Genomic DNA, 13,415 nt, shown 5'->3' with positions numbered 1-13,415 from the left:
TAAACTGGCACCGTAATAGCCATACTACCCCCTGGACTCGCTAAGGGTGGCGAGAAAATTGCCCTTGAGTAATCTGATGCCTCGCGGAATTTCGCGAATTCCGAACTTCCCAATGGTCAGCCAGCGGCCGAGAATGATCTTTGCCCCAGGATGCCCCTTGTCCGCTGCGTACTCCAGCAACGGCTTGACTGCACGGCGCGCCTTGCCGCCAGGGGAGCGCTCATGGCGAAACCAGGCGAGCCAAAAATAGGCCGGGATGAAGTCTGATCCTACGCCGTCTTCCAGCAGTTTTTCACAATGATCGTAGTGACCATGTAATGCCAGAAGCCGTGCATATCCGATTGTCGCCATCCACGAGCCACCGGATATCGCTCGACGATAATATTCTTGGGCTTGCTCGAAATCGGGAGGGACGCCGGTGCCCGTGTGGTGGTGCCACGCGAGTAGCTCCATTGAGCAGACAGAGCCTGCTTCAGCCAATTCCCGGAATACCCGAATAGCGGCTCCCGGATCGGACTCGACGAGTGGTGAAGCGACCCTGATCCGATCTAGAGTATCGTCCGATTCCCTAGCCCAAATCTCGCTCTGATTTGACTGAGACTCCTCCCAGTCGCCTGACTTGTGCCACAGGGAGTCAAAGACGGTATCGCAGTCTGGCCCAAAATCGATACGGAATAAGCTGCGCAGCCTTTTGCAAAACTCGCACGCCATACTTGGCCTTCGCTGTTGAATCCCGCGTGCAGTCAGCGGTCCAAAGTCTGCGAAATCAGGTTATCTGAATGGCCAGGGTTTCGCAAATCCAATGGCATAACGGTGGCGCAACGATGACAGGTGCAACTACCCTCTTTTCTGCGGTGGGGTAGGTTGTAGCGTAAGGCATCGCGCCACGCTTTGAGAAGGCCGAGTTTAGGGGTTCTTGCACCTGTCACCGTTATGATTGCGAGCAAGCTGAGCGAAGAGTTTTACAATGTTCTTGCCGATCTGCGCCGCTGGGAAGAGACCGGGGTGTGGAGCCGCTATGCCCACAGAGACTCAGCCAGCGTGGCTAATAGCCTGGTGGGCGCAGCAGGCTAGTTTGCGGGGCATTGCTGTGAGGGCGACGATTCAATGGCCCGCCTTACACTGCCTACACAGCATGCGAGCAGGGAAACGGGCAGCTTTCGCTGCCCACTTAACCCATTGATATAGTGCTGAAAATCTTGGTCGGGGCGACAGGATTCGAACCTGCGACCCCCACACCCCCAGTGTGATGCGCTACCAGGCTGCGCTACGCCCCGACCGAGGGTGGGGCACATATGCGGGTGAAGCGCGGGATGCAAGCGCGGAAGCCACGCGGTAACCACGAGCCGAAATCGGCCCGGCCAGCCGTCGTTCGATTCAACTCGCCCAAAGGTCGTGCCACAGTGCCGATGACGGGGTGCTCCCTGCATCCCGTCTGCTGTGTCTCATGACCGCGACTCTTGTTGGAAGATGTCCGGTCCCTGTTCCGACGAAGATCCTCCCTGTTATTCGGAGGAATTGCTCCCTGTTATGCGCGCCTCTCTCCCTGTTATTCAGGAACAGGGAGAAGGCGTCGCAACATATTGAGGCGAATAGAAAATATCTCCAACAAAGTTGGAAATAACAGGGAGAGAAAAAATCCTCACCGTTCCCGCCCTGTTATCGCGCAATAACAGGGCGAGATCGCCGGCCTTGCCGCTGGACGAAACGGGGCGACGCGAGCGCCCTATTCCTTGATCTGCCCGAGCGGCAACAGGCGCTTGGCCATCGCCTTGACCAGCCGCCGGTCGCCGCCCTTGAGCACGGTGACCATTTCCGCCGCCCGGCGCTGCATCATCCGGTCGAGCGTCGTGGGCGTCGTTCCCCGGCTCGCCACATCCGCCAGCGATGCGCCACGCACATCCTCGGGATCGAGCGACAGCCGCAGCAACGCGGCAAGCCCGGTGAACAGGGCGCGATCCCCGCCCAGCGCGACGGCGCGGTCGGTCGCCTCGTACCCGGCCGCCTTGCGCGCGCCGAGCACCGCGCGGGCGGCCAGCCCGCCCAGCGCCTCGACCGCATCGATATGCCAGCCGCCAAGCGCCGCCTGCGCTTCGGGATCGCGCGGGTTCCTGGCGACCAGCGCCTCGAACTGCGCGCGACAGGCCAGGGCGTCGCTCCGGCTCTTGGTGAGCTTGGCGCGGTAACCGATCGCCATTGCCCGGGTGAGCAGCGCGTCGCTGTCGCCGGGCATGCGGGCCAGGATCGCATTGGCGTCCGCCTCCGCGCCGGCGAGTTGCGCCAGTACCGAAGCCTTGTCGCGCACGGTGAACACGGTCTGGGTCAGCCCGTCGCGCGACGGGCTGGAACCTGCGGCGACGGGCGTGAGCAGGAGAAGAAGGGCGATCGCGGTTTTCAACATGGTCCTGTCTCTAGGCTGTCACTGGAACGCCCGACAGGCGCGATTCGGTTCGTTTCCCGCTCACTCGCCCCCCGCTCACTCGCCAATGAGCGTCTTCCAGAACTGGCCGTCCCAGGCCTTCACGCTGATCTCCTTGATCTCGAACGCCGCCAGGCTCTTGCCGAACGCCTTCTGGTGATCGGCGACGCCATGCGCCCCGAGCGCCTCGGCCGAGGTCCAGCGTTCGGAAATGCGGATCAGATCGGGGTCGCCCGCATCATAGGCGAAGTTGTAATACTCGCAGCCGGTCTCGGCATTGGTCGTCGCCATATGCTCCACCAGCAGGTCGCGCAGCCTGGCGCCTTCGCCGCTTCCGACCCGGATATGTCCCAATACGATGATGGTCATGGCGCTCCCCCCGTTCTTGTCTATCTGTGCTTGTCTATGCTTGGGCCGGCCGTCGCGACCAACCGATTGTTGCGTGGTCACCGGACAAGTGATAGCGCGCGGCGCTTATAGAGTGGGCCCTGTTTCTTCGATAACCCAGGTCTCTTTCGAAACCCCAGCCATTTCGGCCAAGCCATTCAGGATGCCATGTTCGCAACCCCAGCCTATGCAGCCACAGGCGCCGCCTCAAGTGGCGGTTCCTTCCTGGTGCTCATCCCGTACCTGCTGCTCATCCCCGTCTTCTACTTCCTGGTGCTGCGCCCGCAGCAGCAAAAGGCGAAGGCGCACCGCGCCACGCTGGAGGCAGTGAAGAAGGGTGATTCGGTCGTGACGGCCGGCGGCGTGGTCGGCAAGGTGACCAAGGTCGAGGAACGTCATGTCGAGGTCGAGATCGCGCCCACCGTCAAGGTGCGCGTGGTCAAGGCGATGCTGGCGGAGGTCACTCCGTTCGGCACCAAGCCGGCGAACGATTAATCCGATGCTAGATTTCCCGCGCTGGAAGGTCACCTCGATCCTGGTGCTGCTCGCCGCGCTGATGGCGCTGGCGATCCCGAGCTTCTTCTCGGAAGACCAGACCAATGCCTGGGGCTCGTTCCCGCATCCCCGGATCAATCTGGGCCTCGATCTCGCTGGCGGCAGCTACCTGCTGCTCGAGGCCGATACCGACTCCCTGATCAACCAGCGGGTCGAGCAGATGCGCGACGAGGTCGCGAACCGGATGCGGCGCGCCACGCCGAAGATCGATATCGGCGACATCTCGACGCGTGACGGCAAGGTCAACTTCATGCTGCGCGACGTGACTCAGGTCGACGCCGCGCGCGAGCAGCTCAATTCCCTGACCACGGGTGCGGGCCTGACCGGCCAGCGCGACTGGAACATCGAGGTGGTCGACGGCACCCGCTTCGTCATGACCCCGACCCGGGCCGGCATCGACCAGGCGATCAACCAGGCCATGGGCGACGCGACCGAGGTCGTGCGCAAGCGCATCGACGAGCTCGGCACCAAGGAGCCGACCATCGTCCGCCAGGGCAGCAGCCGGATCGTCGTCCAGGTGCCCGGCCTGCAGAATCCGGATGCGTTGAAGAAGCTGCTCGGTACGACCGCAAAGCTCGAATTCAAGCTGGTCGACGAAACCGTGACCGATCCCAACCAGCTGGCCCAGGGCATCGCGCCCGTCGGCAGCCAGGTGCTGCCTTATGCCGGCAACCCGTCGGGCGTGCCGTTCATCGCGGTCAAGCGATCGGTGATGATCTCCGGCGACCAGCTGATCAACGCGCAGCAGAGCAACGACCAGACCACCAATGAGCCGGAGGTGGTGATCACCTTCGACAGCCAGGGCGGCAAGAAGTTCGCGCGCGTGACTCAGGCCAATGTCGGCCACCCCTTCGCGATCATCCTCGACAACAAGGTGCTGTCGGCCCCCGGCATTCGCGAGCCCATCCTTGGCGGCACCGCGTCGATCTCGGGCAGCTTCACCGTAGAGAGCGCGAACGAGCTCGCCATCGCGCTGCGTTCGGGCAAGCTGCCGGTCGCCCTGAAGGTGATCGAGGAACGCACCGTCGGCCCCGACCTCGGCAAGGATTCGATCCAGGCCGGCATCAAGGCGTCGGTGATCGCGGTAATCCTGGTCATCGCCTTCATGCTGGTGACCTATGGACGTTTCGGCATCTATGCGAACTTCGCGGTGGTCATCAACGTGGTGGTCATCATGGGCGTGCTGGCGGTGCTGAACGGCACGCTGACCCTGCCCGGCATCGCCGGCTTCGTGCTGACCATCGGTACCGCGGTCGACGCGAACGTGCTGATCAACGAACGAATCCGCGAAGAGCAGAGGCGCGGGCGATCGGTGATTCAATCGATCGAGCTTGGCTACAAGGAAGCGAGCCGGACGATCTTCGAGGCGAACGCGACTCATGCCATTTCAGGCGTCATCATGCTGCTGCTGGGCTCCGGCCCGGTGAAGGGTTTCGCGGTCGTGCTGCTGATCGGCATCTGCACCTCGGTGTTCACCGCCGTCACCTTCACCCGCATGCTCGTCGTGCTCTGGGTCCGCCGTACGCGCCCCAGCCACCTCAACATTTGATCGGCGACCGGCTATGCGTCTCCTGAAACTCGTCCCCGACAACACCAACCTTCCCTTCGTCTCCCTGCGCAAATGGGCGTTCGGGCTGACCATGCTGCTGACCATCGCGGCGGTCGCCCTGGTGTTCGCGCGGGGCCTCAACCTCGGCGTCGATTTCGTCGGCGGCCTGATGATCGAAGAGAAGTTCGAGACCCCGCCCTCGACCGACAAGCTGCGGCAGGTCGTCGACCGGCTCGGTCTCGGCGAAGTGCGGCTTCAGTCGGTCGGCACCGACGGCAAGACCATCTCGATCAAGCTGCCGCCGCCCAAGAGCACCGAGAAGGACGCGACCGACAAGACCGTCGCGGCGGTGCAGACCGCGATCAACAAGGAGTTCCCGGACGCCCGCTTCTCGAAGCAGGATGCCGTCAGCGGCAAGGTGTCGGGCGAGCTGATCTGGAAGGGCATCCTCGCGGTCGTCCTCGCCGTGGTCGGCATCAGCCTGTTCGCGATCTTCCGGTTCGAATGGCAGTTCGGCGTTTCGACCGCGGTCGCGATCATCCACGACGTGCTGATGACCCTGGGCTTCTTCGCGCTCACTCAGTTCGAATTCGACCTGAACATCGTCGCGGCCGTGCTCACCATCATCGGCTATTCGATCAACGACAAGATCGTGATCGACGACCGGATCCGCGAGAATATGCGCCGCTATCGCAAGATGGACATGCCGCACATCGTCGACCTCTCGGTCAACGAGACGCTGCCGCGCACGGTGATGACTTCCGTCACCATCCTGCTCGCGCTGTTCGCGATGCTGATCTTCGGCGGCCATGTGCTGCGCGGCTTCACCGCGGCGATGATCCTCGGCATCTTCGTCGGCACCTATTCGTCGATCTACGTCTCGTCGTCGCTGCTCATCTCGCTCGGCCTCCGCGCCGAGCCGAAGCCCGACGACACGCCGGGGTCGAAGGCCGAGCGGGTTGCCTTCAAGGACATGCCCTGAGGCGTTTCGGGGTAACCCACCATGCGCATGGATAAGGGCCAGCAGACCGACGGGCCGATCATCTCGGCCTTTTCGAGCGGCGGGTTCAAGGTCGACGACGGCGTCTATCGCGCGCTGCTGATCTCGCCCGTGCGAGCCGACGGCTGGACCCCGCCGCCGCTGGAGGAGCTGAGCGCCGACGATATCGCGCCGCTGCTCGCGCTCGATCCATTCCCCGAGTTCCTGCTGCTCGGCACCGGCCCGGCACTGGTGCGCCCGCCGCTATCCTTCGTGCGCGCGATCGAAGCGCGCGGGCTCGGCATCGAGGCCATGGACAGCCGCGCTGCGGCGCGCGCCTGGGCAGTGCTGCGCGGCGAAGGCCGCTGGATCGCGGGTGCGCTCTACCCGCTTTGACCCCCGCCGGGTGCGCGGTTATCATACCCCGGTCTCAAAAGCTGGGGGAGAGATCGCATGAAGCTGCTTGCCGGAATCGGGTTGCTCGCCGTACCGCTATTCACCGTTCCCGCCGCCGCCCAAACCGTGCCGCCGGCAAGCCCGGCGCCCAGCCCCGCACCGGCGCCGGACTACGCTCAGGACTCGGCATGGCTCTGCCGCCCCGGTCGCGTCGATGCGTGCGCGGTCAACCAGGACGTCACCGTCATCCAGGCCAACGGCAAGCGGAAGATCGAGAAGTTCAAACCGGCGCCCTCGCCGCAGTTCGACTGTTTCTATGTCTACCCGACCGTCTCCAACGACGCGACGCCCAACAGCGACATGACGCCGGGCCCCGAAGAACTGGCGGTCGCTGCATCGCAGGCGGCGCGCTTCGCCTCGGAATGCCGGGTGTTCGCGCCGCTCTATCGCCAGGTCACGCTGACCGCGCTGCGCGCCTTCATCACCGGCCAGCCGGTGACGATGGACCGCGACATGCCGGTCAACGATGTGACGGCGGCGTGGAACGACTATCTGGCGCGCGACAACAAGGGTCGCGGCGTCGTGCTGATCGGGCATAGCCAGGGCTCGCTCGTGCTGAAGACGCTGATCGCCAAGTCGATCGAGCCCCAGGCCGTCCGGCGCAACATCATCTCGGCGATGCTGATCGGCGCCAATGTCGCGGTGCCGCCGGGCAAGGATGTCGGCGGCGACTTCAAGCGGCTGCCTTTGTGCCGCAAGGACGACCAGTTCAACTGCGTGATCAGCTACACGACCTTCCGCGCCGATTCGCCGCCACCGGCGAACAGCCGTTTCGGCAAGGTGCCCGACGCCGGCATGGTCGCCGCCTGCACCAACCCGGCGGCGCTCGGCGGCGGCAAGGTGGTGACGGACGCGATCCTCGGCACCAAGGGCGCCGGGACCGGCAGCGCGCCGATGGGCGCGTGGACCAGCGACAACCTGCCGGTTACCACGGCCTTCGTGAAGGTGCCCGACCTGATCTCTGCCGAATGCGTGTCGAAGGATGGGTTCGACTATCTGGCCGTCACCGTGAACGCCAACCCGGCCGATCCGCGCACCGACACGATCGTCGGGGATGTCTCGATCGGCGGCGTGATCCTGAAGGATTGGGGCCTGCACCTGATCGATATGCCGGTGGAGATGGGCAATCTGGTCGACCTCGCCGACCGTCAGGCAGCGGCGTGGCGGGGCACGCCCTACAAGCCCAAGCGGCGCTGATCGACCAATGCGGCGAGGTGCTCGCACAGCGCGGCGCCGTTCACTTCCCAGGTGAAGCGCTCGGCGCCGCGGCGGACGGTCGCTTGTTCGGGCGGATCGGCGAGCACCGCATCGATCGCCTGCGCGAAGGCGCTCGAGTCGCGAGCGACGATTCGGCCATAAGCGGGGTCGGTGACGACTTCGCCGGCCCCGCCCGCCGACGTGATGACGATCGGCGTGCCGCAGGCGAGCGCCTCGACCCACGCATTGGCGAGCCCCTCCGACGCTGAGGCGAGCGCCATCACATCGGCGGCAGCGAGCAGTGCTGGCAGATCGGCATGTGGGACACCGCCAAGCAGCGTCACCCGGTCGCCGAGGCCGAGCGCGTCTATCTTCCCCTGCAACGCGCTTCGTTCCGGCCCTTCCCCTGCAATCAGCAAGGCGACGCCCGGCAGCGCCGCGACCGCATCGATCGCGATGTCATGCCCCTTGCGCGGGATCAGCGCGCCGAGCGACACGACCAACGGGCCGGTGACGTCATAGACCGCTTTGGCCACGACACGATCGCGCGGAGCGAAGCGGTCGAGATCGACTCCAGTGTGGTGGACGCGGATGCGATCGGCAGCGATGCCGATCGCGACCATGTCGGCCTTCATCGCCTCGGATACCGCGAGCAGGCCGTCGGCGCCCTGGCCGGCCGCGATCACCTGGTTCGCGGTGGCCGGCGCATGCCCCCAATGATGGATATCGGCGCCGCGCGCCTTGATCGAGACGGGCACCCCGAAATGACGGCCAAGCGCCACGGCGGCAGGACCGTCGGGGAAGAAGAACTCGGCATCGATCACATCGAAGGCGAAGTCGCGACGGATCTCGGTGAGGAGCGTCACCAGGCGCGGGATCAGCGCGCGGCAATGATGCCGCCCGCCTGTGCCCGGAATAGTGGTGAAGCGCGGGCGGCGGGTGTCGAGGCCCTTCCAGGTCTCGCGCTCGGGCAGGGACGCCAGCGGCGCATGGTGCGACAGCGCGCGTAGCGGCCAGGGCGGCAGGCCGACCGGCGCGACCAGCCGCAGGTCGACATCGGGCAGCGCCGCGAGACCCAGCGTCTGCCGCTCGACGAACACCCCGAAATTGGGGCGCGTCGCATCGGGGAACAGGGTGGAGAGCGTGAGGACGCGGAGCATGGCGGCGGCGAGTGTAGCGCGGGAAGGTTAATCCTCCCACGCCCCCGCCATGATCAGAGGCGTTTATCCCCTGGATAAGCGAACAGCAGGTCGCTGCCGATCGATGCCTGGACCTCGCAGCGGCCCTCGAAGGTCAGGCATTCGCCCGCCTTCCACGCCACGCCGTCAGCCACGCCCTCGCCGGCGATCGGCACGAACCAGCCCATCGTGCCTTCGGGCAGAGTCACCACGCGGTGACCGGCAGGCCAGCGTTCGAGGACGAATTTCGGGCCCTCGGCCAGGATCGTTCGGTCGTCCGATGCCGGGGCCGGAGTCGGCAATGGCACAAACGGAACCGGATCGGAGACAGCGACCCCCGCATCCAGATGCAGCTCGCGGTCGCTGCCATAATCGTAGAGGCGGTAGGTCAGATCGACATTCTGCTGCACCTCGATCAGCGTGATCCCCGCACCGATGGCGTGGACCGTGCCGGCCTCGGAGTAGAAGAAGTCACCCGCCTTGACCGGCTTCCAGTCGAGCAGGTGTTCGATCGACCCGTCGAGCGAGGCGGCGCGAAGCGCGTCCTTCGACATCGGCGCCTTGGTGCCCAACGCGATCGTCGCGTCGGGCTCGGCGGCGAGAATCACCCAGGCCTCGTCCTTGCCGCGGGGATAGCCCGCCGCCTGCGCCGCTGCGTCGTCGGGATGGACCTGGACCGACAGCTTCTGGCTGGTGAAGAGGTATTTGATCAGCAGCTCGGGCTCAGCCGCATGCGGCGTCTGGAACCACACTTCGCCGACCGGATCGCCGCCCGGCGCGGGATCGGGAAAGCCCGGCCACAGGCTGTGCCGCCCCCATGGTTTCTCGACGCGCTTGGTGGCAAGCAAGGTTGCTGTCATGTGAGTCCCCTGGGAATGGCGTGTGATAGCGCCAACGCGCCTCACCCGCCATCCGATCCCGCCGCGAGGGGACGCGCGAAAAACATTGTTCGGGCGGGAGGGCTTGGGCTAAGGATCGCTACGATGCGTATCCCCCTGTCCCGCTCGATCGCGCTTGCGCTTGTTGCCGCCTCGGCGTTCACCGTTTCCGGCTGTGCCGGCGGCCGCACCAAAAGCGACATTCCCTATGTCGCCCGCGATGTGGGCACGCTCTATACGACCGGCAAGAACCGGCTCGACCGCAAGCAGTACAAGCTGGCGGCGGCGCTGTTCGACGAAGTGGAGCGCCAGCATCCCTATTCGATCTGGGCCCGCCGCGCGCAGCTGATGAGCGCCTTCGCCTATTATCTCGACCGCGATTACACGAGCTCGATCCAGTCGGCGCAGCGCTTCATCTCGGTCCATCCGGGCAACCGCGATGCGCCTTATGCCTATTACCTGATCGCGCTCGGCTATTACGAGCAGATCAGCGACGTGACCCGCGACCAGAAGATCACGCAGCAGGCGCTCGATTCGCTCGGCGAGCTGACCCGGCGCTATCCCAACAGCCGCTATGCCGCCGATGCGCGACTGAAGATCGATCTCGTGCGCGACCATCTCGCCGGCAAGGAGATGGAGATCGGCCGCTTCTACGAGACCCGCGGCCAGTGGCTGTCGGCGACGATGCGCTTCCGCCGCGTGGTCGACGATTATCAGACGACGACTCACGTGCCCGAGGCGCTGATGCGGCTGACCGAGACCTATCTCGCGCTTGGCGTGCCCGAGGAGGCGCAGAAGGCGGCGGCCGTGCTCGGTGCCAACTATCCCGGCACTGACTGGTATCAGCGCGCCTACAAGCTGATGCAGGAGCACCCGGTGAAGGCAGCCTCCGCCGCCGAGCCGGCCAAGACGGGCGCCTGACGCGGCGCTTATGCCGCAATGCTGACATCCCTCTCCATCCGCGACGTGGTGCTGATCGAGGCGTTGGACCTCGATTTCGGCGATGGCCTGGGCGTGCTGACCGGCGAGACCGGTGCGGGCAAGTCGATCCTGCTCGATGCGCTGGGGCTGGCGCTTGGCGCGCGTGGCGAGAGCGGCCTGGTGCGGCAGGGCGCGAACCAGGCAGTGGTCAGTGCGAGTTTCGACACGCCGCATGCTGACGGGCCGATCGCGTCGCTGCTGGCGCAGAACGGGCTCGACATCGACCCGGGCGAACCACTGATCATCCGCCGCATCGTCAAGTCCGACGGCGGCAGCCGGGCGTTCGTCAACGACCAGCCCGCCTCCGCCGGTTTGCTCCGTGAACTCGCGGTGCATCTGGTCGAGATCCATGGCCAGCATGACGATCGCGGCCTGCTCAACCCGCGCGGGCACCGAGCGCTGCTCGATGCGTTCGGCCGGATCGATACCGGCCCCGCCGCCCGCGCGCACCGCGCCTGGCGCGAGGCAGAGGATGCGCTGGCGGTGGCACGGGCCGAGCTCGACACCGTCGCACGCGACCAGGAGTGGCTGGAACATGCCGTCGGCGAACTGACCAGGTTCGGCCCGGAGCCGGGCGAAGAGGAGATCCTCGCGACTCGCCGCGCCGGCATGCAGCGCGGCGAGAAAATCGCGGGCGACCTGCAGGCGATCGCCGACCTGCTCGAAGGATCGGAGGGCGGGCTCGCCCGGCTGCGCCAGGCGGCGCGGGTGCTGGAGCGCGTGTCCGAGGACCATGACGCGCTCGGCGAGGCACTCGCGGCGATCGACCGCGCGCTGGTCGAGGGCGGGCTGGCGCAGGAGAAGGTCGACGAAGCCGCGGAAGCGCTGGCCTTCGACCCGGCCCAGCTCGAGGCGGACGAGACCCGGCTGTTCGAACTGCGCGCGCTGGCCCGCAAGCACCGGGTGCAGCCCGACGACCTCGCCGCGCTCGCTGCGGATCTGGCTGGCAAGCTGGAGCGGATCGAAAGCGGGGGTGCGGGGATCGCCGCATTGGAACGCACGGTCGCTGACGCGGCGCGCGCCTATGAGGCCGAGGCTGATGCCATCACCGCCGCCCGCGCCGAGGCGGCCGGGCGCCTCGATGCCGCGGTCAAGGGCGAGCTGGCGCCGCTGAAGCTCGATGCCGCGCGCTTTCGCACCGTGGTCGCGCCGCTCGGCAACGACCTCTGGAGTGCCTCGGGCAAGGACCGGGTCGAGTTCGAGATCTCGACCAACCCCGGCGCGCCGTTCGGGGCGCTGGCCAAGATCGCCAGCGGCGGCGAGCTGTCGCGCTTCATCCTCGCCCTCAAGGTGGCTCTGGCCGAGCAGGGTAGCGCGGCGACGATGATCTTCGACGAGATCGACCGCGGCGTCGGCGGCGCAGTGGCGAGCGCGATCGGCGAGCGGCTCGCCCGGCTCGCGGCCAACACCCAGCTGCTAGTGGTGACGCACAGCCCGCAGGTCGCGGCGCGCGGGCGCCATCACCTGCTGATCGCGAAGAGCCATGACGGCTTCGTCACGCGCACCGGCGTGGTGCACCTCGACGACAGCGCCCGGCGCGAGGAGATCGCCCGGATGCTGTCCGGCGCGACGATCACCGACGAGGCGCGCGCTCAAGCCGAACGATTGCTGGAGGCGGCATGACGATCGGGCTCGCGCTCGTCCTGCTCCTTTCGGCGCAGGACCAACCGGCCGACAGCCCGTGCAGCCCTGCCGAGGTAACGGTCGCCGATAGCGATCCGGCCAAGGCGTGCGACCGCGCGATCGCTGCCTCGAGCGGCGCCGCTAAAGGGCAGTTGCTCTTCGAGCGCGGCTATATTCACAACGAGAAGAGCGACTCGATCGCCGCGCTGGCCGATCTCGACGCCGCGGTGGCCGCTGACCCGGACAATACCAAGATCCTGCAGGAACGCGCCTACACGAACAATGAGCTGGGCAATTACGCCGAGGGGCTGGCCGACCTGGACAAATCGGCGAAGCTGGGCGTCGCGACGGCGCATCTGTTCAACGAGCGGGCGATGTCGCGGGTGAAGCTGGGCGACCCCGCCGGCGCGGTCGCTGACCGCGACCGTGTCCTGGCGCTCACCCCCGACGACGGCGCGGCCCACAATGCCCGCGCGGAAGAGCTGCTGTGGCTGGGGCGGTTCGACGAGGCGCGCGCCGACATCGCACGCGCCCGAACCATAGCCGACGCGGCAGGCGACAAGGATATGAAGGCCGTTGCCGAGAAGACTCTCGGACGACTTGCCAGCATGACCGACGGTGCCGAGCCGAACGCCAGCACCGTCTGCCTGGCAGCGCAGAATGACGGCGGCTTCAATCGCAAGGGCCTGATCGCGACCTGCACCGCCGCCTATGTCGCCGCCCCTTCAGCCAAGGCCAAGGCGGCGCTGCTCACCACAAGAGCGGTGGCCTGGCTGATCGTGGAGGACGAGACCCAGGCGACGGAAGATTATCAGATGGCGGCCGCGCTCGACCCGGGCAACGCCGATTGGCATGCCAATCTGGGCTTCGCCTATGTGCGGGGCGCCCATAGCTGGGCAGGCGAGCGCGAGTTCGACAAGTCGCTGGCCATCAAGGAAACCTGGATGGCACTGGGCGGGCGGGCCTGGGCGCGTTTCAACCAGCGCAAGCTCAACGAGTCATTCGCCGACGCCAAGAAATCCTTCGAGATCAAGCCCAACGAGCTCGCGCTCACGGTGCTCGGCGACCTGTCCTTCGAGCGGAACGATACGAAAAGCGCCAAGCTCTACTGGATGGCCGCCTATCGCATGGGACGGCACGGCGACGATATGCTCGAACGATTGAAGAAGATCGGCATCACTGACCCCGCCAGCGAGCCCAAGCCGAAATAGCC

The 13,415-nt window shown here is 66.1% G+C and carries 13 protein-coding genes and 1 tRNA gene; 8 read left to right on the top strand and 6 right to left on the bottom strand.

Annotated features, from left to right (window positions below):
- Positions 1-24 precede the first annotated feature (24 nt).
- The 4 genes from WC729_RS23790 to WC729_RS23775 form a co-directional block, all read right to left on the bottom strand.
- On the bottom strand, positions 25-453 hold the full coding sequence (locus WC729_RS23790) for a hypothetical protein (protein WP_372856938.1): 429 nt from the start codon (positions 451-453) through the stop codon (positions 25-27).
- 747 nt (positions 454-1,200) lie between these two features.
- Positions 1,201-1,277, bottom strand: a tRNA-Pro gene (locus WC729_RS23785).
- A 449-nt stretch (positions 1,278-1,726) separates the two neighbouring features.
- Positions 1,727-2,401 carry a hypothetical protein gene (locus WC729_RS23780; RefSeq protein ID WP_372856937.1) on the bottom strand — a complete coding sequence of 225 codons (675 nt, stop codon included), beginning with the start codon at positions 2,399-2,401 and terminating at the stop codon, positions 1,727-1,729.
- Positions 2,402-2,476: 75 nt separating this feature from the next.
- Complete coding sequence (locus tag WC729_RS23775; protein ID WP_372856936.1) at positions 2,477-2,788, bottom strand: putative quinol monooxygenase; 312 nt, start codon at positions 2,786-2,788, stop codon at positions 2,477-2,479.
- A gap of 186 nt (positions 2,789-2,974) precedes the next feature.
- Between WC729_RS23775 and yajC the strand changes: the two genes are divergently transcribed.
- The 5 genes from yajC to WC729_RS23750 are packed head-to-tail and all read left to right on the top strand — an operon-like array spanning position 2,975 to position 7,542.
- Complete coding sequence (yajC, locus tag WC729_RS23770) at positions 2,975-3,301, top strand: preprotein translocase subunit YajC (protein ID WP_372856935.1); 327 nt, start codon at positions 2,975-2,977, stop codon at positions 3,299-3,301.
- A gap of 4 nt (positions 3,302-3,305) precedes the next feature.
- Positions 3,306-4,910, top strand: a complete 1,605-nt coding sequence (gene secD / locus WC729_RS23765) for a protein translocase subunit SecD (RefSeq protein WP_372856934.1) — start codon at positions 3,306-3,308, stop codon at positions 4,908-4,910.
- A gap of 13 nt (positions 4,911-4,923) precedes the next feature.
- A complete protein-coding gene (gene secF, locus WC729_RS23760; protein ID WP_372856933.1) occupies positions 4,924-5,892 on the top strand; it encodes a protein translocase subunit SecF in 969 nt (322 codons plus the stop codon).
- A 21-nt stretch (positions 5,893-5,913) separates the two neighbouring features.
- Positions 5,914-6,285, top strand: a complete 372-nt coding sequence (locus WC729_RS23755; protein ID WP_372856932.1) for an MTH938/NDUFAF3 family protein — start codon at positions 5,914-5,916, stop codon at positions 6,283-6,285.
- Positions 6,286-6,342: 57 nt separating this feature from the next.
- Positions 6,343-7,542, top strand: a complete 1,200-nt coding sequence (locus WC729_RS23750) for a DUF3089 domain-containing protein (RefSeq protein ID WP_372856931.1) — start codon at positions 6,343-6,345, stop codon at positions 7,540-7,542.
- Here the strand turns inward: WC729_RS23750 and WC729_RS23745 are convergent.
- Positions 7,521-8,702: a glycosyltransferase gene (locus WC729_RS23745; RefSeq protein ID WP_372856930.1), complete on the bottom strand. Its 1,182-nt coding sequence runs from the start codon at positions 8,700-8,702 to the stop codon at positions 7,521-7,523. The genes WC729_RS23750 and WC729_RS23745 overlap by 22 nt on opposite strands.
- A gap of 53 nt (positions 8,703-8,755) precedes the next feature.
- Complete coding sequence (locus WC729_RS23740) at positions 8,756-9,580, bottom strand: class I mannose-6-phosphate isomerase (RefSeq protein ID WP_372856929.1); 825 nt, start codon at positions 9,578-9,580, stop codon at positions 8,756-8,758.
- A gap of 123 nt (positions 9,581-9,703) precedes the next feature.
- Between WC729_RS23740 and WC729_RS23735 the strand changes: the two genes are divergently transcribed.
- The 3 genes from WC729_RS23735 to WC729_RS23725 are packed head-to-tail and all read left to right on the top strand — an operon-like array spanning position 9,704 to position 13,413.
- A complete protein-coding gene (locus WC729_RS23735; RefSeq protein WP_372856928.1) occupies positions 9,704-10,519 on the top strand; it encodes an outer membrane protein assembly factor BamD in 816 nt (271 codons plus the stop codon).
- 18 nt (positions 10,520-10,537) lie between these two features.
- Positions 10,538-12,202 carry a DNA repair protein RecN gene (gene recN, locus WC729_RS23730; protein ID WP_372856927.1) on the top strand — a complete coding sequence of 555 codons (1,665 nt, stop codon included), beginning with the start codon at positions 10,538-10,540 and terminating at the stop codon, positions 12,200-12,202.
- A complete protein-coding gene (locus tag WC729_RS23725) occupies positions 12,199-13,413 on the top strand; it encodes a hypothetical protein (RefSeq protein ID WP_372856926.1) in 1,215 nt (404 codons plus the stop codon). Before recN ends, WC729_RS23725 begins: the two co-directional genes overlap by 4 nt.
- Positions 13,414-13,415 lie beyond the last annotated feature (2 nt).

This window comes from Sphingomonas sp., assembly GCF_041661825.1.
In the GTDB taxonomy this organism is placed as follows: domain Bacteria; phylum Pseudomonadota; class Alphaproteobacteria; order Sphingomonadales; family Sphingomonadaceae; genus Sphingomonas.
The sequence above is the reverse complement of the archived record's forward strand: the minus strand, read 5'-3'. Positions and strand labels throughout refer to the sequence as shown.

What these genes read in the sequence shown, in the direction of transcription:
- WC729_RS23790 (WP_372856938.1), bottom strand. Translation starts at nt 453, where the DNA reads ATGGAGCTACTCGCGTGGCACCACCACACGGGCACCGGCGTCCCTCCC.
- WC729_RS23780 (WP_372856937.1), bottom strand. Translation starts at nt 2,401, where the DNA reads ATGTTGAAAACCGCGATCGCCCTTCTTCTCCTGCTCACGCCCGTCGCC.
- WC729_RS23775 (WP_372856936.1), bottom strand. Translation starts at nt 2,788, where the DNA reads ATGACCATCATCGTATTGGGACATATCCGGGTCGGAAGCGGCGAAGGC.
- yajC (WP_372856935.1), top strand. Translation starts at nt 2,975, where the DNA reads ATGTTCGCAACCCCAGCCTATGCAGCCACAGGCGCCGCCTCAAGTGGC.
- secD (WP_372856934.1), top strand. Translation starts at nt 3,306, where the DNA reads ATGCTAGATTTCCCGCGCTGGAAGGTCACCTCGATCCTGGTGCTGCTC.
- secF (WP_372856933.1), top strand. Translation starts at nt 4,924, where the DNA reads ATGCGTCTCCTGAAACTCGTCCCCGACAACACCAACCTTCCCTTCGTC.
- WC729_RS23755 (WP_372856932.1), top strand. Translation starts at nt 5,914, where the DNA reads ATGCGCATGGATAAGGGCCAGCAGACCGACGGGCCGATCATCTCGGCC.
- WC729_RS23750 (WP_372856931.1), top strand. Translation starts at nt 6,343, where the DNA reads ATGAAGCTGCTTGCCGGAATCGGGTTGCTCGCCGTACCGCTATTCACC.
- WC729_RS23745 (WP_372856930.1), bottom strand. Translation starts at nt 8,702, where the DNA reads ATGCTCCGCGTCCTCACGCTCTCCACCCTGTTCCCCGATGCGACGCGC.
- WC729_RS23740 (WP_372856929.1), bottom strand. Translation starts at nt 9,580, where the DNA reads ATGACAGCAACCTTGCTTGCCACCAAGCGCGTCGAGAAACCATGGGGG.
- WC729_RS23735 (WP_372856928.1), top strand. Translation starts at nt 9,704, where the DNA reads ATGCGTATCCCCCTGTCCCGCTCGATCGCGCTTGCGCTTGTTGCCGCC.
- recN (WP_372856927.1), top strand. Translation starts at nt 10,538, where the DNA reads ATGCTGACATCCCTCTCCATCCGCGACGTGGTGCTGATCGAGGCGTTG.
- WC729_RS23725 (WP_372856926.1), top strand. Translation starts at nt 12,199, where the DNA reads ATGACGATCGGGCTCGCGCTCGTCCTGCTCCTTTCGGCGCAGGACCAA.